This window comes from Hymenobacter sp. (assembly GCF_036388155.1).
Taxonomy (GTDB): domain Bacteria; phylum Bacteroidota; class Bacteroidia; order Cytophagales; family Hymenobacteraceae; genus Hymenobacter.
In genome coordinates this window covers 60162-78748 of the sequence record NZ_DASVSI010000163.1, presented here as the reverse complement: position 1 = coordinate 78748, position 18587 = coordinate 60162, and the positions used below count along the sequence as shown (strand labels likewise).

The 18587-nt window shown below is 60.9% G+C and carries 17 protein-coding genes; 9 read left to right on the top strand and 8 right to left on the bottom strand.

Annotation, left to right across the window (positions count from 1 at the left end):
* Positions 1-137 precede the first annotated feature (137 nt).
* Positions 138-530: a hypothetical protein gene (locus VF629_RS23190; RefSeq protein ID WP_331060890.1), complete on the top strand. Its 393-nt coding sequence runs from the start codon at positions 138-140 to the stop codon at positions 528-530.
* Between the two features lie 31 nt (positions 531-561).
* Here VF629_RS23190 and VF629_RS23185 read toward each other — a convergent pair whose 3' ends face one another.
* Positions 562-1155 (bottom strand): hypothetical protein, encoded by a 594-nt coding sequence (locus tag VF629_RS23185; protein WP_331060889.1) that lies wholly within the window; start codon positions 1153-1155, stop codon positions 562-564.
* Positions 1156-1316: 161 nt separating this feature from the next.
* Between VF629_RS23185 and VF629_RS23180 the strand changes: the two genes are divergently transcribed.
* The gene (locus VF629_RS23180; RefSeq protein ID WP_331060888.1) at positions 1317-2090 is read left to right on the top strand and encodes a TIGR00266 family protein; all 774 of its coding nucleotides are present in this window, start codon (positions 1317-1319) and stop codon (positions 2088-2090) included.
* A 51-nt stretch (positions 2091-2141) separates the two neighbouring features.
* Here the strand turns inward: VF629_RS23180 and VF629_RS23175 are convergent, their stop codons facing one another.
* From VF629_RS23175 to lptB, 3 genes are all read right to left on the bottom strand, one after another.
* On the bottom strand, positions 2142-2384 hold the full coding sequence (locus tag VF629_RS23175) for a hypothetical protein (RefSeq protein WP_331060887.1): 243 nt from the start codon (positions 2382-2384) through the stop codon (positions 2142-2144).
* 154 nt (positions 2385-2538) lie between these two features.
* Positions 2539-4092 (bottom strand): GH3 auxin-responsive promoter family protein, encoded by a 1554-nt coding sequence (locus VF629_RS23170; protein ID WP_331060886.1) that lies wholly within the window; start codon positions 4090-4092, stop codon positions 2539-2541.
* A 177-nt stretch (positions 4093-4269) separates the two neighbouring features.
* Positions 4270-5001, bottom strand: a complete 732-nt coding sequence (gene lptB / locus VF629_RS23165) for an LPS export ABC transporter ATP-binding protein (RefSeq protein ID WP_331060885.1) — start codon at positions 4999-5001, stop codon at positions 4270-4272.
* A gap of 155 nt (positions 5002-5156) precedes the next feature.
* On the opposite strand from lptB, the gene VF629_RS23160 reads away from it, so the two are divergent.
* The 3 genes from VF629_RS23160 (at position 5157) to VF629_RS23150 (ending at position 8605) form a co-directional block, all read left to right on the top strand.
* Positions 5157-6425: an OmpP1/FadL family transporter gene (locus tag VF629_RS23160; RefSeq protein ID WP_331060884.1), complete on the top strand. Its 1269-nt coding sequence runs from the start codon at positions 5157-5159 to the stop codon at positions 6423-6425.
* Positions 6426-6452: 27 nt separating this feature from the next.
* A complete protein-coding gene (locus tag VF629_RS23155) occupies positions 6453-7982 on the top strand; it encodes an SGNH/GDSL hydrolase family protein (RefSeq protein WP_331060883.1) in 1530 nt (509 codons plus the stop codon).
* Positions 7983-8146: 164 nt separating this feature from the next.
* Positions 8147-8605, top strand: coding sequence for a lipocalin family protein (locus tag VF629_RS23150; protein WP_331060882.1), 459 nt, complete (start codon positions 8147-8149; stop codon positions 8603-8605).
* Between the two features lie 30 nt (positions 8606-8635).
* Here the strand turns inward: VF629_RS23150 and VF629_RS23145 are convergent, their stop codons facing one another.
* Complete coding sequence (locus VF629_RS23145; RefSeq protein WP_331060881.1) at positions 8636-9640, bottom strand: YpdA family putative bacillithiol disulfide reductase; 1005 nt, start codon at positions 9638-9640, stop codon at positions 8636-8638.
* 125 nt (positions 9641-9765) lie between these two features.
* On the opposite strand from VF629_RS23145, the gene VF629_RS23140 reads away from it, so the two are divergent.
* Positions 9766-10680, top strand: a complete 915-nt coding sequence (locus VF629_RS23140) for a class I SAM-dependent methyltransferase (protein WP_331060880.1) — start codon at positions 9766-9768, stop codon at positions 10678-10680.
* Between the two features lie 31 nt (positions 10681-10711).
* On the opposite strand, the gene VF629_RS23135 is transcribed toward VF629_RS23140, so the two are convergent.
* From VF629_RS23135 to VF629_RS23125, 3 genes are all read right to left on the bottom strand, one after another.
* Positions 10712-12352, bottom strand: a complete 1641-nt coding sequence (locus VF629_RS23135; protein ID WP_331060879.1) for a carboxylesterase/lipase family protein — start codon at positions 12350-12352, stop codon at positions 10712-10714.
* Positions 12353-12423: 71 nt separating this feature from the next.
* Positions 12424-14253: a molecular chaperone HtpG gene (htpG, locus tag VF629_RS23130; protein ID WP_331060878.1), complete on the bottom strand. Its 1830-nt coding sequence runs from the start codon at positions 14251-14253 to the stop codon at positions 12424-12426.
* Between the two features lie 135 nt (positions 14254-14388).
* Entirely contained in the window at positions 14389-14892 is a 504-nt protein-coding gene (locus VF629_RS23125; RefSeq protein ID WP_331060877.1) for a hypothetical protein, read from the bottom strand.
* Positions 14893-15037: 145 nt separating this feature from the next.
* Between VF629_RS23125 and VF629_RS23120 the strand changes: the two genes are divergently transcribed.
* From VF629_RS23120 to VF629_RS23110, 3 genes are all read left to right on the top strand, one after another.
* The gene (locus VF629_RS23120) at positions 15038-15382 is read left to right on the top strand and encodes a hypothetical protein (RefSeq protein ID WP_331060876.1); all 345 of its coding nucleotides are present in this window, start codon (positions 15038-15040) and stop codon (positions 15380-15382) included.
* 111 nt (positions 15383-15493) lie between these two features.
* Positions 15494-17920, top strand: a complete 2427-nt coding sequence (locus VF629_RS23115) for a TonB-dependent receptor (protein WP_331060875.1) — start codon at positions 15494-15496, stop codon at positions 17918-17920.
* 91 nt (positions 17921-18011) lie between these two features.
* The gene (locus VF629_RS23110) at positions 18012-18572 is read left to right on the top strand and encodes a hypothetical protein (RefSeq protein WP_331060874.1); all 561 of its coding nucleotides are present in this window, start codon (positions 18012-18014) and stop codon (positions 18570-18572) included.
* Positions 18573-18587: the final 15 nt, after the last annotated feature.

The following is an 18587-nucleotide window of genomic DNA, read 5'->3' as shown; positions in this document are numbered from 1 at the left end:
CGTCGGCGGCATAGCTAGCCGAGGCTAGATTGGTAAACCTTTGTTTGAGGCCGCGCCGTACTGTGTAAGGCGCGGCCTCGTGGTTTAGGGGCAGCCCCCATTTGTTCACCGACACCAGCTCATCGCTCTCCCGCATCATGGCCAAGAAACCCGTCAAGCCCAAAGCCAAGCCCGACCCCGACAAGAAAGCCCGCGTCCACAAAGAGTTGGAGGGTTTTGAAATCGGAGTGAACCCACTGGGCGAAATCACGTCAAATTATAGCATCGAGCAAATCAATCAGTTTTTGGGCCGCCACGTGCGCGACAAGAAGCTGGTAGACCGCGCCGGCCAATTCGGCGAAAAGCCCGGCCCCGACGAAACCGAGGACGAAGCCTTCCCCATTGCCGACGCCGAGCACTCGCCCGAGCCCGAAGAAACCGACGAGGACTTCATGAAGCGCACCAGCCGCGAGGCCAAGCGCAAAAAGGCCGCCCTCGACCCCGACGCCGCCGCTGCCGAAACCCGCGCCGACCTTCCGGCAGACGAGTAAGGGCCAAAGGCTCTGCGCGAGCCAACGGTTACTAGATGGTGTTGGTGGTGCCGGTGCGCCGGCCGTGCTCGAACGTTTCGACCTTGATGAGCTGGCCACCCTGGTAAGTTTCGGTGCGGCTGGTTTTGCCGCCTACGTACTCTTCCACTTGGCTAAGTTGGCCGTTTTCGTACGTTTCGGCCCGGGTGATGGTGCCATCGGCATAGGTTTGCACGGCGGTCACTTGGCCGTCTTCGGCGTAGCTGGTCCACGGGCCAAACCAGTAGAACCGGGCGCCTTTGGCTCCAGTTACCCACTGCGCTTTGCCCTTTCGGGCCACCTTGCCGCTGGGGTGCCAGTACGTGACCTCGCAAAAGCCCTCCCGCTCGTATGCTTCGGTGTGGTCGAGCTTTCCCGTGGACGCGTAGTAATTGAACGTGCCTACGGGGCGGCCGTGCCGGTACTTGCCGGTGGTGTAAGGCTCCTTTTTGTTGTCATCGTAATAGGTGCGCCAGCGGCCCTTGGCCAAGCCGTGACGGTCGGTGCGGTTGGGCTTCCAGAAGCCTCGTTCGCCAGGGGCCACCGAGGAGCATGCCCCCAGCAAGAGCGTAAGCGAAAGCAGGGAAAACAAGTGAGAAAGACGCATGGGCAGAGAGCGTTAGGGGTAACTATAAAGTTAGTTTACAATAGGTATCAAACCACCGGGCCCTGAAAATATTGCGCAGTTGTGCGCTTGTTCCTGCTTATTTGTCAAATATGAAGGCGCCCCTATCTTTGGCGCCATCAATCCTTCTCACCGGCCCGGCTATGCTTTCACACGACGTTGACTACCGCATTATTGGTTCCGACATTCAGGTGCTGGAAATCGAGCTCGACCCCAACGAAACCGTCATTGCCGAGGCGGGCGCCATGGTGTACATGGACGAGGGCATTGGGTTTGAAACCAAAATGGGCGACGGCTCCGAGCCCGACCAGGGGCTGATGGGCAAGTTGTTCTCGGCGGGCACGCGGCTTATCACCGGCGAGTCGCTGTTTCTCACGCACTTCACCCACCGGGGCGGCTACGGCAAAAGCCGGGTGGCGTTTTCGGCGCCCTACCCCGGCACCATCATTCCCATCAACCTCAGCGACTTGCCCAACGGCCTGATTGTGCAAAAAGACGGCTTTCTGGCCGCGGCCAGGGGCACCAAAATCAGCCTGCACTTCAACCAGAAATTTGGGGCCGGCCTCTTCGGCGGCGAGGGTTTCATCCTGCAAAAGCTCACGGGCGACGGCAAAGCGTTTGTGCACGCCGGCGGCACCATCATCGAGAAGAAACTCAACAATCAGCTGTTGCGCGTCGATACCGGCTGCGTGGTGGCCTTCGAACCCGGCATAGATTTCAGCGTGGCCCGGGCGGGCGGCCTAAAATCCATGATTTTTGGGGGCGAAGGGCTGTTGTTGGCCACGCTGCGCGGCACCGGGCGCGTGTGGATTCAGTCCATGCCCGTGAAAAAGCTCATTCGCGCCCTGGCCAGTGGCGGGGGCAATTCGCAGAAGGAAAGCGGCGGCCTGCTCAGCGGCATGCTGGGCGGCGATTAGACGAATAGATAGTATAAATGAGGGCCAGCGCTTGCTGCTAACGCTTCGGTGCTAGCGGAAAGCGCTGGTTGTAGCTCCTGCCGATGCCCCGCCGCTGTCGGCCATTCCTACTAGGGCAACGCCCAGGGCCATTATCAATATTAGCCCAACGACTACGCCCATCCGAACCAGAAATTTGCGGTCCTTGGCTTCGTCATATTTGCGGCGGTCTACCTCCCGGCGTTGCCGCCGAGATTTGTAGGGGCGCTGATAAGCGGTTTTAGCAGGGGCTGAAGCAACAATAGAAGAGGACATAAAACGATATGACGGTAATGTTACTAGAAACAAGGCCGTAATATTACTATTAAATCTTATGATGCAAGCTCTTCTATTCGGCCAATCAACTATTCTATTCTGCAAATGACTGCTTTTCCTCTACGGAAGCGTTATTGAGGCCTATTTTTTATAATTAATCCAAGTTGCGCACTTGGGGCGTTGCGGCGGCCAGCACCGCTTCCAACACCTCGCGCGTGTTGAGCAGGCGCGGCACTTTGTGCTGCCCGCCGAGCTTCCCCTGGCTCCCTAGCCATGCCTCGAAGGTGCCCGGCGGCACGGCATGCAACCGGGGCGGGGCCAATGCCAGACTGCGGTGGCGCTTGGCGGCGTAGTCGGAATTTACTTCGCACAACGTGGCGTCAAGCACCGCGCCGAATTGCTCAAGGTCCGGGCGGGCCGAGGCGGCCGCAAATTCCACCACCCACTCGTGCCCGCCCCGCGAAGCGGCCGCGTCGGCCTGGAACCATACCGGGGCGGCCGTGAAGTCCCGCACGGCCGCCTCGGTGGCCCGGCTGGCGGCCGCAATAGCAAGCTCGGCGTTTTCGATGACCAGTTCTTCCCCAAACGCATTGAGGAAGTGCTTGGTACGCCCCGTGATGCGCACACGGTAGGGCGCCAGGGACGTGAAGCGCACGGTGTCGCCCACGAGGTAGCGCCACAGCCCGGCGTTGGTGCTGATGACCAATGCGTATTGGCGATGAAGCTCGACCTCGGCCAGCGGCACGGCGCGCGGCTCAGGGGCCGCCCATTGGTCGGCTGGCAGAAACTCGTAGTACACGCCGTGGTCGAGCAGCAGCAGCAGGTCCTCGCTGTCGGGCTGGTCTTGCAGGGCAAAATACCCTTCCGACGCGTTGTAAATTTCGAGGTAGCGCATGCGCGGGTCCGGAATCATCTGCCGAAACAGCTCGCGGTACGGCCCAAACGCCACCGCCCCGTGCAAAAACAGCCGCAGGTTGGGCCACACCTGCGTAATGTTGTCGGCCCCCGCCAGGGCCACCACGCGGCGCAGCAGCACTATCATCCACGTGGGCACGCCGGCCAGGGTGCGCACGTCCTGCGTGAGCACGTGGGCGGCAATGCGCTCAATCTTTTCTTCCCACTCGTCCAGCAACGCCAGTTTGAGGGGCGGGGTGCGCATTTGCTCGGCCCACCACGGCAGCTGCTGCATGATGACGGCCGAAACATCGCCGGCCCGCGATGCCGGTTGGTTAGGGCGAAACGGGTTGGCCGCGTGCGTGCCGCCCAGGGAAAGCGTTTTGCCGGCCACCAGCCGCTCTTGCGGATAAAAATGGGTGGCGAGGGCCAGCATGTCGCGCCCCGCGCGGTAATGGCATTGTTGCAACGCTTCGGCCGTGACGGGCAGGTACTTGCTGCGGGCGTTGGTGGTGCCACTGCTTTTGGCAAACCATTGCGGAACGCCGGGCCACAGCACGTCGGGCTCGCCCCGCAGCACCTTCTCAATCTCGGGGTACAGCTGCTCGTAGGTGCTCACGGGCACCCGCCGGCCAAATTCTGCCGCGCTCAGCCCTTCCCGGAAGCCGTAGCGCTGGCCCCACTGCGTGCCCTGCGCCCGGGCCAGCAGGTACCGCAGCAGTTGGGCCTGCACCTCCAGCGGCTGCTCACGGATGCGGGCCAGCCGGGGCATGCTACGCCATTGTACAGCAGCGGCGAGTACGTGGTCGAGCATCTTTTGGAGTGTTGAGGGTTGAATGTTGAGGGTTGAGTTATGGCTAACGCTAAAATTCAGCTAACGGATAGCTGGCTAACTCAACACTCAGCATTCGGCATTATAATGAGGCAGCGTTGGCGAGTTCCGGTAGTAGCTAGCCAACTCAACACTTAACATTCAACCCTCAACCCTCCTCTATACCGTGCGCTTCAGCTCGAAATTTTTGCCCAAGTACACCCGACGCACGGTTTCGTCGCTGGCCAGGTCCTCGGCCGTGCCCGCCTTGAGGAGCTTTCCTTCGAAGAGCAGGTAGGCCCGGTCCACGATGTTGAGGGTGGCGTTGACGTCGTGGTCGGTGATGAGCACGCCGATGTTGCGGTGCTTCAGCTTAGATACGATGCCTTGAATCTCCTCGGTGGCGATGGGGTCGACGCCCGCGAAGGGCTCGTCGAGCAGCACAAATTTGGGGTCCACGGCCAGGGCGCGGGCAATTTCGGTGCGGCGGCGCTCGCCACCGCTCAGCACTTTGCCCAGGTTTTTGCGCACGTGGGCCAGGCTAAACTCGTCGAGCAGCTCCTCTACTTTGGCGTGCCGCGCTTCCTTCTTCATGCTCGTCATTTCGAGCACGGCCATGATGTTTTCCTCCACGCTCAGGTCGCGAAACACGCTGGCTTCCTGGGCCAGGTAGCCCACGCCCAGCCGCGCCCGCTGGTAGATGGGCATGTTGGTTATCTCGATGGTGTCGAGGTAGATGCGGCCCGAGTTGGGCTTCACCATGCCCACCATCATGTAGAAGCAGGTGGTTTTGCCGGCGCCGTTGGGCCCCAGCAGGCCCACGATTTCGCCCTGCTCCACGGTCACCGACATGTCGTTGACGACGGTGCGGGCTTTGTATTTTTTGACGAGGTGCTCGGCGCGAAGAATCATGGGCACAAAGGTAGGGGGCTTGCCACAAGGGAGACGGATGCCATTACAAACGATTGTATCCAACAATATATTCGGCTTGCCTAACAATCGGCTTGAAATTTTCCGCTACTTTTAGCGCCTACTAACCTAACCCACCTCCTTTTTCCTTTTTTATTATGACGGTAAAGACACTACTCCTTGCGGGCGGGGCTATCCTGGCGGGCGCATCGAGCGCCACCGCGGGCGGCTTTCAAGTGTACCTGCCCAGCCAGCAAAGCATTGGCATGGGCGGAGTAGGCGTGGGCCTCTCCATGGAACAGGCGGCCCAGTTCCTGAACCCCGGCGCCATGGCCATGCTGCGCCAAAACGGCGTGCAAGTAGGCGTGAGTGCCACCTTTGCCCGGCTGGCTTTTCGCCCCATTTCGGGCGGCCCGCAGCGGGAGTTAGAGCCCACCACCGTGACGCCCTTCAACCTGTACGCCAGCTTTGGTCCCAAAGACGGCAAGTTCCGCGCCGGCATATCGGTGTACACGCCTTACGGCTCGACGCTGAAGTACGAAAACGGCTGGGAAGGCCGCTTTGCCCTGTCGGAAATCACCCTGCGCGCCATCTACGTGCAGCCCACGGTGAGCTACGCCATCACCGACCAGCTGAGCGTGGGCGCGGGCCTGATGATACTGGCCTCGGGCTCGGTGAACCTGCAGCGCGCCGTTTCGCTGCCCTCGGCCGAGGGCCGCATTGAATTGGACGGCCAAACCAAAACCGGCTTTGGCGTAAACGCAGGCATTTTCTTCAAGCCTTCGGACAAGCTCAGCGTGGGCGTCAGCTACCGCTCGAAAATTGACGCCAAAGTAGAGGGCGGCGACGTGACCGTGAACAATCCCATTGCCGCCCTGCAGTCGCGCTTTGTGGGCGACAAGTTCAACGCCACCCTGCCCCTGCCGGCCACGGCTAACCTGGGCATCGGCATCACGCCCAACGAAAAGCTCACCGTGGGCTTCGACGTGAACTTTACCGAGTGGAGCAAGTACCGCGCCCTGCGCTTTGATTTCACGAAAGACGGCCAGCCCGCTCAAGTGGGCACGGGCACCTTCTCGGAATCGAAACGCTCCTACGATGATGCGCTGACTTTCCGCTTGGGCGGCCAGTACAAGGTGAACGACAAGCTGGCCCTGCGCCTGGGCACGGCCTACGACATTACGCCGGTGAAAGACGGCTACGTAACGCCCGAAACGCCGGACAATGACCGCGTTATCGCCACGGCGGGCGTGGGCTACAACATCACCGAAAACTTCGGGGTGGACGCGTCCTTCATGTTCCAAGCCATCCTGAAGCGCACGCAAACCGAAGCCGACTTGCTCGACAACGGCACGACGGACCGCGTGGCCGGTACGTACCGCACCAACATCAGCATCCCCGGCATCGGGCTGCGCTACAACTTTTAATTCCCACCCCGCTAGTATTTCGTTTGTATGAACCTACTTTTCAAACGTTCCGCGCCGTTTTTGACGCTCCTGGGCCTCTCGCTCGGCAGCTGCCAGCCCGATTTGGACGACGACCCAAAGTCTAGCGCCGGGCAGGCGGATTTCAGCCGATACATCGCGGTGGGCAACTCGCTTACTGCAGGCGTCAGCGACGGTGGTCTTTATCGGGAAGGCCAGTTGAATTCCTATCCTAATATTCTAGCTGGCCAATTCAGGTCTGTGGGTGGCGGTGAATTTGTGCAACCTTTGTTTACCGAAGCGCAAGCCAATGGCTCGGGATACATTGGACTCACTGGCTTTACCGTGCCTACTCCAAATACCCTTAGCTCGCCCATTACAGCTAATGTGACAACGAACTTGGCGATACGCGGAGCGGTGCCGACCAGGGCAAACCCACTGCCAAATCCACAGCCAATTTACACCAAAGATGTAAGCAGTATCAATAATTTAGGAGTGTCGGGCATCCGGATGTCCGACATCCTAACGCCAGGCTTTGGGAACGTCGCTTTAACCGGTGGCAACCTTGCCGCCCCTACAGCCATTTTCAATTCCTACTTCGAACGCATTACGCCCGATGGCAGCAACGAAACGTATTTGGAGCGAGTGCAGCGTACGGTGACCACCATAAAGCCTACTTTCTTCACAGAATGGTTGGGCAACAATGACATTTTAGGTTTCGCCACCGCCGGCGCAGCGGCTAGCGCCGTAACTCCCACCGCTACATTCACGACTAATACTAATTTGGTTCTTGATGCTTTAACAGCGGGTGGAGCGAAAGGAATAGTTGCCACGATACCTGACGTAACTGGCATCCCTTTCTTTACAACTGTTGGGCCGTCCTTTCGTGCTACATTGGCCCTGCCCGCCAACAACGTACCTAGCGCAGCCCCTTTTGTCTACACTACGGGCCTCTTAGCTCCTGGCCAAGCCAACACCCGAGTGAGCACCACGCTGGCTAGTATCCGCGATGCCAGCGGCGCTGGTAACCTGCTGCTGACCTTAACAGCCTCGCCTTATGTTGGGCTGTATGGGCGGCCTACGGGTAAGTACTGGCGCGATTTTTACCAGCAGGCGCGCCCCTCGCTGCCTGCCGCAGTCACCTTCCCGGTGTTTTTGAGTGCTTTGCAAATTGACACGACGAGAGCTTTTGGTCAGACGACGCAGAATCCTTTTCCTAGCACCCTGGTGCTAGATGGCACCGAACAAACGTCCATCACCAGCAGCACTACCGCGCTTAATAGCATCCTTATCACGGCGGCCAACTCCCGTAACCTTGCCGTGTTTGATGCAAACGCGTTTTTCCGCAGCGTTGCCACCAACGGTGTTGCCACCAACGGCGTGACTAACAACGCTGGATTCATTGCTGGCAACCTTTTCGGCCTCGACGGCGTGCATCCCACACCGCGTGGATATGCGTTGATTGCCAACGAAATGATTAAAGTCATCAACGCCAAATACGGCGCGCAAATCCCAGGCGTGGACCCCACCGCTTACCGCGGTGTGAGATTTCCCCAATAATTTTTCTTTAGGCCTAAAAAAGGCGCTTTCCCGTTTGGGAAGGCGCCTTTTTTAATTCTATTAAAATTTTTCAACAAATATATTCCTTTACTTGATGCGCCCCTCAAGTAGCTTTGCTTGGGCAGGAGCATGGTGCTGTTGCTTTTTAATTTTTATTCTTATTTATGAAGAGTCTTTCTACTTACGCCCTGCTAGCGGCTATGGCTGTTGTCACGGTGAGCTGCAAAAAAGATGACGAAAACAAGCCAGCTCCAACGAAAACGGAGTTGCTAACGGCCAAGGGTTGGCGCTTGACCGACGTTAAAATTGGAGGCCAAAGCATTTACAGCTTATTTATCACTGACGCTTGCGAAAAGGATAATTTCATCAAGTTCAATTCCAATAAATCAGCCACCTTTGATGAGGGAGCCACCAAGTGCTCCTCATCCGACCCGCAGACAGAAACCGGGCGCTGGGAGTTTACCACTAACGAAACCAAGCTGAAATTGACGGACCCATATGGGGACGTACAAGAGGGTGAAATTGCAACGCTTAACAGCACCACGCTTGTCTTTCGAGACCCCAATTTCGATACCGGAACTGGCACAAATATCACCGCTGAACTGACTTTCACGGCACAATAACCGCGCTAGTACCTACCTTAAAAGGCTGCCCTACTGAAGGGCAGCCTTTTTTCTTTCGGAAAGAGTCGGTTCCTCATGAGTGTTGACCAGATGCTGCGCAATGAGCTGCGCGTGATGCCGGCCGTTTTCGATGAACCAGCGGCTGGTGGCGCGGCCGCCGCACACGGTGCCGGCCACAAACAGGCCGGGCCGCGTGGTTTCGTGGGTGGTGGGGTCGAAGAGCGGGGCGCGGGCTTCGTCGGCGGGGTCGGGTTCTACGCCGAGGCGGCCGAGGAGGGCTTCGTCGGGGTGGTAGCCGGTGAGGGCGTACACGAAATGCGCGGGGATGGTGAGCGGGCCATCGGGCGTGAGTACTTCCACCGCTTCCGGCCGGATGGCGGTGACGCAGGTGTTGAAATGCGCCGTGATGCGGCCTTCCGCAATGCGGTTGACCAGGTCAGGGCGAATCCAGTATTTTACCGAGTTGCTGACTTCAGGGCCACGCACGATGAGCGTGACCTTGGCGCCGGCGCGGGTGAGCTGCAAGGCGGCTTTGGCCGAGGAATTTTTAGCACCAATGACGACGACGTGCTGGGCCATGTGCTGGTAAGGCTCTTTGTAGTAGTGGCTGACGTGCGGCAGGTCTTCGCCGGGCACGTAGAGCGGGTTGGGCAGGTCGTAGAAGCCGGTGGCGACGATGACGTTGCGCGTTAGTACTTGGTTTTTGTCGGTGGTCACCGTGAAGTTGCCTTGCTCACCTTCTAACTTTTCCACTTTCTCGAAGAGGCGCAGTTCCAGGTTTTCGCTGCGGGCCACGCGCTGGTAGTAGTCGAGGGCATCTTCGCGCAGGGGCTTGTAGTGGCTGGTGGGAAAGGGGTAGCCGCCGATTTCCAGGAGTTCGGGGGTCGAGAAGAATTCCATGTTGGTGGGGTAGCCAATGATGGAATTGACCAAAGCGCCTTTTTCTACCACAGCTGTGCGTAGGCCGCGGCGCTGGGTTTCGAGAGCGCAGGCGAGGCCCACGGGGCCAGCGCCGATGATGAGAACGTCGAGCATAGAAAATAGAGACGCGTGTGCGCTTGTTCAGTAACAGTAAACGAGGCCGAAGTATTCGAATGGCGCCCAACTTCCTCTAACGCCGCGGCGCGAAGATGCGTCCCCGCAACGCCTAACTTTGCGCCATGCGTACCTGCGACCTGTGCGGCAGCACCGACTTCAAGAAGCTGCCTTTCTATTACGAATTTGAAGGCCAAAGGCTGCAAGGGACCCAGTGCCGCAGCTGCGACCTTATGTTTCTGAACCCGCAGCCCACACCGGCGCAGCTGGAGCGGCTCTACGGCAAGGACTATTTCACCGAGCGGCCCAACTACGACCGCACCCAGCAGGACGTCGTCTTCATCGAAGAAGGCCAGAAACAGGCCGCGCTAAACCAAGTGCGGCCCGACAAGCTCACGAACTACATCCTGGCGAAGTACCCTGGCCGCAAGTTCCGCTACCTCGACGTGGGCTGCGGCCCAGGCTACACTCTCAAAAGCCTGGAAGCGCTGGGCTGGGAGACCCACGGCCTGGAAATATCGGCCCACGCCGCCGACTTTGCCCGCCGCGAATTGCACCTGCCCGTGGTGACCGGCAACATCGAAACCACCGAGGACTTCCACGAAAACCAATTCGACCTCGCCTACATGGGCGACGTGCTGGAGCACCTGCTCTCCCCCGCCGCCACGTTGGCCAAATTCCACCGCATTCTGGAGCCGGGCGGGCTGCTAGTGCTGGCGCTGCCGGCCACGCTCAACCTGCCCACCGTGCGCCTCGGCTTTGCCGCGTATGGCGTGCTGGGCAAGGAGCGGAAGATGGACATTCCGCCGTATCACCTGTTCGAATTCACCCCGGCCACCATCACCAAAATGCTCAAGAAGCAAGGCTTTGAAGTAGCGGAGCTGCTGAACCCCGTGAAGCCACCCAAGAACATTCGCTTGGGCGGCAGCGTGGTGGAGAAGGTGAGCAAGCTGGCCGGCCAGTACCCCACCTACTACCTGAACAAACTCACCGGCCGCTTCGGCGACCGCATGTTTGTGGTGGCAAAAAACGTGAAATAGGCCCGCGCACCTTCCGCGCCAGCGGCCAGCACTATTTCTGCTCCAGCAACAGGTAGCGGGCCCGCGTTTGGTCGGGCTCGGCTTGGGTTTTCACGTCCAGCCGCAGCAATTGCCCACCAGCACCGGCTTTGGCTACCGGCCACTCGGGCAGGCCAGTGCCGTTAGGATTGCCTGTTTTGATAAAGTTGGCGAAATAGGCCTGCATGGTTTTCGACAACTGATAATCATCGGGCGTCCAAGCGAATACTTTGTTGGTGGCAAGGTTGCCTAGGGCGTATTCGATTTCGGCCGAATGCGCGGCTCCGCGTGCTGGCGGCGCGGGAGTCGCGGCGGCTGTACCCGTGCCTTTCACCACGCCTCCTGCCAAGCCCGGCGTGGCGTTGCCCATTTCGGGCATCATAGCCGGCCGGGGGCGGGCGTAGAAGTAGCGATACACGGGCTTGCCACTGGTCTGGATGTGCACATCGGCCCATTTCCAAGTGCCGTAGCCGATGAACCGGTCGCTGGCCAAGTCCGTGGCCGACTGTTCGGCTTCCGCGTCGGTAGAAGCCGGGTAGAGGCGCAGGACTTCGGTGGCTCGCTCGCCGTAAAGCTTTTGCACGGCGGCACGGTAATTCTCAGCCGTAGTAGGCCCCTGCCCTGTCAGGGCTCCGGCATTCATCTCCTGCGAGTTCCAGCCCACCAGCAGCGGCACTTTGGCTTGCTGGCCAGCAGCATAAATCTCGGATGGCTGGCGCGGCAGGAAGTAGCCGTCCACGATGGCCGAGAAGCGCTGGGCGCCGGGCTTGCCCGATGCCTCAAGCAGTTGCTGGGCCGGCAGCGCCCGCAAGGCGGCCAGCGAGCTGGCGCCCACGGCCGTAGCAAAAGCCACCCCGTTTTGCTCGGCTTGAGCCAGCGTGGGCAGCGGCTGCAGGCCCAGCAGCGAGCCGCTTTCGCCAATGGCGCCGGCCATCAGGTTTTTGGCCAGCGGCGAGGCCATTTGGGCGCTGACGGAGAAAGAACCGGCCGACTCGCCACCAATGGTGACGCGCTTCGGGTCGCCGCCGAAAGCCGCAATGTTCTGCTGCACCCAGCGCAGGGCCGCGGCTTGGTCGAGCAAGCCGTAATTGCCGGAAGCGCGGTTCGGCGATTCTTTGGTCAATTCTGGGTGGGCCATGAAGCCGAACACGCCCAGCCGGTAGTTGACCGTGACGGCCACCATGCCTTGCCGGGCCATGCTTTCGCCGTCGTAGCGCGGCTCCGAGCCGTCGCCGGCCACAAAGCCGCCGCCGTAGAAGTACACCAGCACCGGCAGTTTCTCTTTGGCCGAAGTGGCGGACGTCCACACGTTCAGGTACAGGCAATCTTCGCTCACGCCATTCGAGCGAAAATTCATGTCGCCAAAAATGGGCAGTTGCATGGCGCGCGGGCCAAACTGCGTGGCCGGCCGCACGTCTTTCCACGGCTGCACGGGCTGAGGGGCCTTCCAGCGCCGCTCCCCCACCGGCGGGGCTGCAAACGGCACGCCTTTGAAAACGCGAATGCCGCCGGGCAGTGCCTCGCCGGCCAACCGGCCGCTGGCCACTTGCACTTGAGTAGCGGGCAGGGTGGCAACGGTTTTTTTCACGGGTTGGGCTATGGCAGTCCCTGTGAGCAGGCCGGCCAATAGGGGAATAGCGAGAAAGACTTTCATGCTGCCAAGCTACGCAAAAGCCCCGCTACCGGAGGGGCAGCGGGGCTTTTTATGTGGGCGGTGAACCCGATTTACAGCAACTCGGTGCTGCGCTTCACGAAGGCCGTGAGGGCTTCGCCTTTCAGCATGCCCTGGGCAAGCAAGGCGAGGTCGAAGGCTTGCTTGGCAATTTTGTCGCCGCCATCGGCCAGCACCTTTTGGGTGAGCGGGTGGTTGGCGTTCACGGTCACGTCGTACGAGTCGGGGAAGGCGCCGAACATCTGCATGCCGCCCCCGCCGCCGGTGCGCTGCATGTCCTTCATGCGGCGCATAAACTCGTTCTGGGTGATGACTACCGGCGCGTCCTGCGGGCTCAGCGCGGCCACTTTCACGTGCATGGTGTCGTTGGCGATGGCCGTTTTGAAGGTCTCCTCAAGCTTCTTCTGGTCGTCTTCGGTCAGCACGCTTTCGGTAGCCTCGTCTTTCTCAATGAGCTTGCTCACCGTGTCGGCGTCCACGCGCTTGAAGCTGGTTTTCTCCAGTTTCTGCTCCAGCTGGCCCACGAAGTGCGGGTCAAGCACCTGGTCGAAGTTCAGCACGTCGTAGCCCCGCTCCTGGGCAGCGGCCACGAAGCTGTGCTGGTGCTCGGCGTCGTTGGTGTAAAGCACCACTGTGTTGTCGTTCTTGTCCTTCTGGTTGGCCTGGATGTGCTCGGTGTACTCGTTGAGGGTGAACAGCTTGTTGTCCACGTTCTTCACCAGCACGAAGTCCTTGGCCTTGTCGTAAAATTTCTCGTCCGACAGCATGCCATACTTCACGAACATGCCGATGTCGGACCATTTCTCCTCGTAGCCGGGGCGGTCCTGCTTGAACAGGCTGCTCAGCTTGTCGGCTACTTTCTTGGTGATGTAGGTGTTGATTTTGCGCACCGCGGCGTCGGCCTGCAGGAAGCTGCGCGACACGTTCAGCGGGATGTCGGGCGAGTCAATCACGCCGTGCAGCAGCATTAGGAACTCGGGCACCACGTCCTTCACCTCATCGGTGATGAACACCTGGCGCGAGTAGAGCTGAATCTTGTTGCGCGAGAACTGCAGCTCGTCCTTCACCTTCGGGAAGTAGAGGATGCCCGTCAGGTTGAAGGGATAGTCCACGTTCAGGTGAATCCAGAACAAGGGCTCGTCCATGCTCATGGGGTAGAGCTCCTGATAGAATTTCTTGTAGTCCTCGTCAGTCAGCTCCGAGGGCTGCTTGGTCCAGATGGGCGTGGTTTGGTTGATGACCTCGCCTTCGAATTCAATCGGAATAGGCAGGAACTTGCAGTACTTGGTGAGGATGGTGCGCAAGCGGGCTTCCTCCAGAAACTCGTCCGAATCTTCGGCCACGTGCAGTACCACGTCGGTGCCGCGCTCGGCTTTGGCGTGCTCGCCTTCGGTTTCTTCCAGAGTGAATTCGGTGCTACCGTCGCAGGTCCAGTGGGCCGTCAGGGTGTCTTCTTTGTACGACTTCGACCAGATTTCAACTTCCTTGGCCACCATGAAGGCCGAGTAGAAACCCAAGCCAAACTGACCGATAATCTGGTCTTTGGTGGCCGAGTCCTTCTCTTTGTACTGCTCCACAAACTCGGTGGCGCCGGAGAAGGCAATCTGGTTGATGTACTTCTTAATTTCCTCGGCCGTCATGCCCAGGCCGTGGTCGGAAATCGTGATTTTGCGGGCTTCTTTGTCCACGGTCACGCGCACTTTCAGCTCGCCCAAGTCGCCTTTGTATTCGCCCAGTTGGGCCAGGCTTTTCAGCTTTTGGGTGGCATCGACGGCGTTCGAAACCAATTCCCGCAGGAAGATTTCGTGGTCGGAATACAAGAACTTCTTGATGATGGGGAAGATGTTCTCGGTGTGGATGGAGATGGAGCCGGTTTCTTGCATGGTAATGGGAAAGAATGGTTTCGGACGGAATGGCCGGGCACAGGGCGCCGGGCCGCTGGTCGAGCGGCATTCAAAGGACGTTCCAAGCGGGGAAGCGCTGTCAGATTGACAGCGCACAGGAAGGCTCCTAGGCGATTAAAAGCCGGGGCGGTAGCTATTGCGAAACTCCGACAGGCCTTGCGTAGGCAAGCCGGGGCCGTGCACGGCGTCCCATTCGGTCAGCAGCTGGGGCAGGCGGTCCGAGAAATTGCTCAGCCAGTGCAGGCCGGGCAGGGCCGTGGGAAAGAACTGAATGTCGAATTTGATGAAGGGCCGCGACACGGCAATGAGCGAGTCGAGGGCCAATTGGTTGTGCACCTTGCGGCGGCCGATGGCGAGCACCACTTGCTCGAGCTGCGCTTTCACCAAAACGGGCATCCAGTTCACGCTGAGCCACACTTGGTCGTACACCGAAATGTCCGGGAAGGTGTTCATATCGAGCAGCATGTGTCGCACCTGCATCTTGCCAACCAATTCGGCCAGCTGCGTTGCGCTGGCCCGGAAAGTGCGCATGTCCTGTCCCGATGCCCACTCAACCCGCAAGAGGCTCAAGTCTGAGTCGTACTGCAGGGAAAGGTCAGGATTAGTGGTAATTATCACGAAATTTTTATACAACCGAAGCTCGCAGAACGGGGCTTCGCACCCGGATACGAGAAAACACCTCGCCTCGGTTTGGACTAACAACGATAAATGGTAAAGATTTATTCTCCGACTACTTTTGTGGAATTCGTCTCATCTTTGTCTTGTGCAAGCCCTGCGTTCTCATATCGCCCTGTTGCTGCTGCTCTGCCTCACGCGGACGCTGCTGCCGGAGGCATGGGTGCTGAACATGCACGCCCACGAGCACACCACCGACGAGCCCGCCCAGGCCCCCGCCTTCCGGCACAAGGGCAAGGCCCTCATCAGCGCCGAGCACAAGCACTGTCAAGTGGAGCACTTCTATAACGTGCCCTTTGTGGCCAGTGTGCCCGTGCCGCTGCCCACGCCGGCCACGCGCCCGTGCTTTGCCACCGCGCCCGTGCCCACCGTGGCCACCGCCCCGTGGATTGCGCGCCAGCCCGCCCAACTGCGCGGCCCGCCGGCCGCCTAAGCGGCATCCGGCTTTTCTTGATTTAAGCTGAGCTCTGGCTCCGACTGCGCCGCGGTCCGGAGCCCGCTCGCGCTTACGCCGCGCTTGGCGCGGCCACCTTATTTGCTGAACATGAGGGTTTTTTCCTGCCCGCTGGGCCGCGTTGCGGCGTGGCTGGGCGTGGTGCTGGTGAGCCTGTGGGCCGCACCCGTCCGGGCGCAGAGTGCGCCGGTGGCACCCATTTGCAGCCTGGCGCTGGCGGGCCAGGTCGTCGACCACGAGTCGGCCACCATCCTGCCGGGGGCCACAGCCCGCCTGCTCGAAACGGGCGAAGTGAGCGCCGCGGACTCCTATGGCAACTACCACTTTCACGTGTGCGCCGGCACTTACCACATCGAAGTAAGTTTCGTAGGCTTTCGCTCCGAAACGGCCGAGGTGCGCGTGGGCAGCTCGGTGGTGCGCAATTTCCAGCTGCACCCTGATGCCGTGCAGCTGGCAGGGGCCGTGGTGCGGGGGCAGGCCCCGGCGGCCCCGCCTACCCAGGCCACGGCCGCCCTGACCGGGCGCGACCTAGCGGCCACGCGCGGCCAAAGCTTGGGCGAAGCGTTACTGAAGGTGAGCGGCGTGTCGGCCATCCAGACCGGGCCCAACGTGTTTAAGCCGATGATTCACGGGCTGCACTCCAACCGCGTAGCCTTGCTCAACAACGGGGTGCGGCAGGAAGGGCAGCAATGGGGCCAGGACCACGGACCTGAGATTGACCCCTTCGTGGCCTCGCAGCTCACGGTGGTGAAGGGCGCGGCTGGGGTGCGCTACGGCGCCGACGCCATTGGCGGAGTGGTACTGGCGCAGCCCGCGGCCTTGCCCGACTCGGCTGGCACCACGGCCGACTTGCACTTGGTGGGGGCCAGCAACAACGGCTTGGGCGCAGCCTCTGCCACAGTGCAAGGCTCCCCGACCAAGCTGCCGGCCTTGGCATGGCGGGCGCAAGGCACCGTGCGCCGCGCGGGCCTGAGCCGCACGCCGGACTATTGGATAAGCTCTTCGGCCCTAGCCGAGTACAACTACTCGGCAGCGGTGGGATGGCGCGCAAACCGCTGGGGCGCCGAGGCTTTCGTGAGCCAGTACAACGCCAAGCTGGGCCTGTACCCGGTGCCGGAAAACTGGAACCTGGTGGCCCGTGGTTCTTCGCCCCCGCCACTGCCGGCTTCGTTCACTTATGCGCTGGACCGGCCTTACCAGCAGATTCAGCACACGCTCGTCAAACTCAGCGGGTTCTATAAATTGAATGGCTGGGGCGGCCGCCTGAGCGCCACGCTGGCCCAGCAGGCCGACCGCCGGGGAGAGTACGACAAGTACCGCCCCCGCAACGACAACGTGGCCGCCAAAAACCTGCCCGAGCTGGACTACCGCAACCAAACGACCACCGCCGACCTGCGCTGGGAACTGCACCAGCACGGCAACTTCGGCGGCGAGCTGGGCCTTAGTGGCACTGCTCAGGACAATACCTACCGCCCGGGCAGCCGCTTCTTCATCCCCTACTATACAAACCTGACGGCGGGGGCCTACGCTCTGGGGCACTGGCGGCCAGGCCCCTGGCTGGTTGAAGCTGGGCTGCGCCTTGACCGCCGCTCTTTGAGCACCCGCCGGCCTACTCGCGTAAGCGGCGACTTCGCGGTGGTGCGCGAAAGCTTCGCCTTCACCACGCCCGCGGCTTCGGCGGGGGTGGTGCGCGAGGTGGGGCCGCACGTGACGCTTCGCGCCGACATGAGCCTGCTGCAACGGGCCCCGGCGGCCAACGAGCGGGCCAGCCAGGGCGTGCACAACGGCATTTACGAGGAAGGCTACGACATCACGCGGCCAGCGGGCGCGGCGCCGTTGGGGCCGGAAACGGCGCGTTCGGCTGCCTTCAGCGTGAGCTGGCACGACCATCCTCGCCTCAACGGGGAGCTGACCGTGTACCAGACCACTATTCGGAACTACATCTACCAGACGCCGGTGCCACCGGTGCTGGACATTCGGGGGCTGTTTCCGTCGTACCGCTACCAGCAGACCGACGCGCAGTTCCGGGGCGTGGACCTGCTGGTGGCCTACCGCGTGGCCCGGCCCCTCACGCTGGGCCTGAAGGCCGCCACGGTGGTGGAGCGCGACTTGCGACAGAACGACTACCTCATTTTGGCCCCGGCCGACCGCGTGGAAGGCTGGCTGCGCTACGAAGCCGGCCCCCCGCCGGCCGATGCCGCGCCGCGCCGGGTGGGCGGCTTCTACGCCCAGCTCGGCGCGCAGGCCGTGCGCCGCCAGACCCGTGTGCCGCGCGACAACGAGCAGCGCGACTACCAAGACCCGCCGCCCGGCTACTGGCTGCTGGGCGCCGAGCTGGGCGGCACCCTGCGCCTGGGGCCGCGCACGCCCCTGGAAATCAGCCTTACGGGCACCAATCTGCTCGACACGCGCTACCGCGACTACCTCAACCGCTACCGCTACTTCCTCGACGAGCTGGGCCGGAACGTGACCCTGCGTCTGCGGATGCCGCTGGCTTTTGGCGCTGCGAAAGGCTAAGAAAGCCACCGGCCCGACGCCCGGGCAATGCCCGGTTTTATCCGCTTTCAATTTTCACATTTCTCTCTTTTTCACATTTTTCACATCACCCATGACCATTTTTCAATCCCGCTTCCGCCTGGCTGCTTTGGTGCTGGCCCTACCCCTGGCTTTCTCTGCTTGCAGCGATGACAATGACGACCCCCAGCCCGACGAGGACAACGAGCAAATCACGACCGTGACCTACGTGCTGACCCCCACCACGGCGGGCGGCACCCCGGCCACCGTTACTTGGAAGGACACCGACGGCACCGGCGGCAATGCCCCCACCTTCGGCACGCTTAACCTGCAGCCTAACACCACCTACACCGGTGCCCTAACCTTGCTCGACGAAACCAAGACCCCGGTGGCCAACATCACCGACGAGGTGCGCAGCGAAAGCGACGAGCACCTCCTGGTATACGTGCCCACACCGGCCAGCCTACTGGCCATCACCCGCACCGACCGCGACGCCAAAAACCTGGAAATCGGCCTGACTACCCGCGTGGTGACCAACGCGGCAGGCACGGGCTCGCTCAGAATAACCCTGCGCCACCAGCCCGGTGCCAAAGACGGCACGGCCGGCCCCGGCGACACCGACGTGGAAGTGACCATCCCCGTGACGGTACAATAAGCAAAAGCCCTGCGC

Bases quoted from the DNA above. Each gene is read 5' to 3' on its own strand.
- VF629_RS23190 (WP_331060890.1), top strand. From the start codon at position 138: ATGGCCAAGAAACCCGTCAAGCCCAAAGCCAAGCCCGACCCCGACAAG.
- VF629_RS23185 (WP_331060889.1), bottom strand. From the start codon at position 1,155: ATGCGTCTTTCTCACTTGTTTTCCCTGCTTTCGCTTACGCTCTTGCTG.
- VF629_RS23180 (WP_331060888.1), top strand. From the start codon at position 1,317: ATGCTTTCACACGACGTTGACTACCGCATTATTGGTTCCGACATTCAG.
- VF629_RS23175 (WP_331060887.1), bottom strand. From the start codon at position 2,384: ATGTCCTCTTCTATTGTTGCTTCAGCCCCTGCTAAAACCGCTTATCAG.
- VF629_RS23170 (WP_331060886.1), bottom strand. From the start codon at position 4,092: ATGCTCGACCACGTACTCGCCGCTGCTGTACAATGGCGTAGCATGCCC.
- lptB (WP_331060885.1), bottom strand. From the start codon at position 5,001: ATGATTCTTCGCGCCGAGCACCTCGTCAAAAAATACAAAGCCCGCACC.
- VF629_RS23160 (WP_331060884.1), top strand. From the start codon at position 5,157: ATGACGGTAAAGACACTACTCCTTGCGGGCGGGGCTATCCTGGCGGGC.
- VF629_RS23155 (WP_331060883.1), top strand. From the start codon at position 6,453: ATGAACCTACTTTTCAAACGTTCCGCGCCGTTTTTGACGCTCCTGGGC.
- VF629_RS23150 (WP_331060882.1), top strand. From the start codon at position 8,147: ATGAAGAGTCTTTCTACTTACGCCCTGCTAGCGGCTATGGCTGTTGTC.
- VF629_RS23145 (WP_331060881.1), bottom strand. From the start codon at position 9,640: ATGCTCGACGTTCTCATCATCGGCGCTGGCCCCGTGGGCCTCGCCTGC.
- VF629_RS23140 (WP_331060880.1), top strand. From the start codon at position 9,766: ATGCGTACCTGCGACCTGTGCGGCAGCACCGACTTCAAGAAGCTGCCT.
- VF629_RS23135 (WP_331060879.1), bottom strand. From the start codon at position 12,352: ATGAAAGTCTTTCTCGCTATTCCCCTATTGGCCGGCCTGCTCACAGGG.
- htpG (WP_331060878.1), bottom strand. From the start codon at position 14,253: ATGCAAGAAACCGGCTCCATCTCCATCCACACCGAGAACATCTTCCCC.
- VF629_RS23115 (WP_331060875.1), top strand. From the start codon at position 15,494: ATGAGGGTTTTTTCCTGCCCGCTGGGCCGCGTTGCGGCGTGGCTGGGC.
- VF629_RS23110 (WP_331060874.1), top strand. From the start codon at position 18,012: ATGACCATTTTTCAATCCCGCTTCCGCCTGGCTGCTTTGGTGCTGGCC.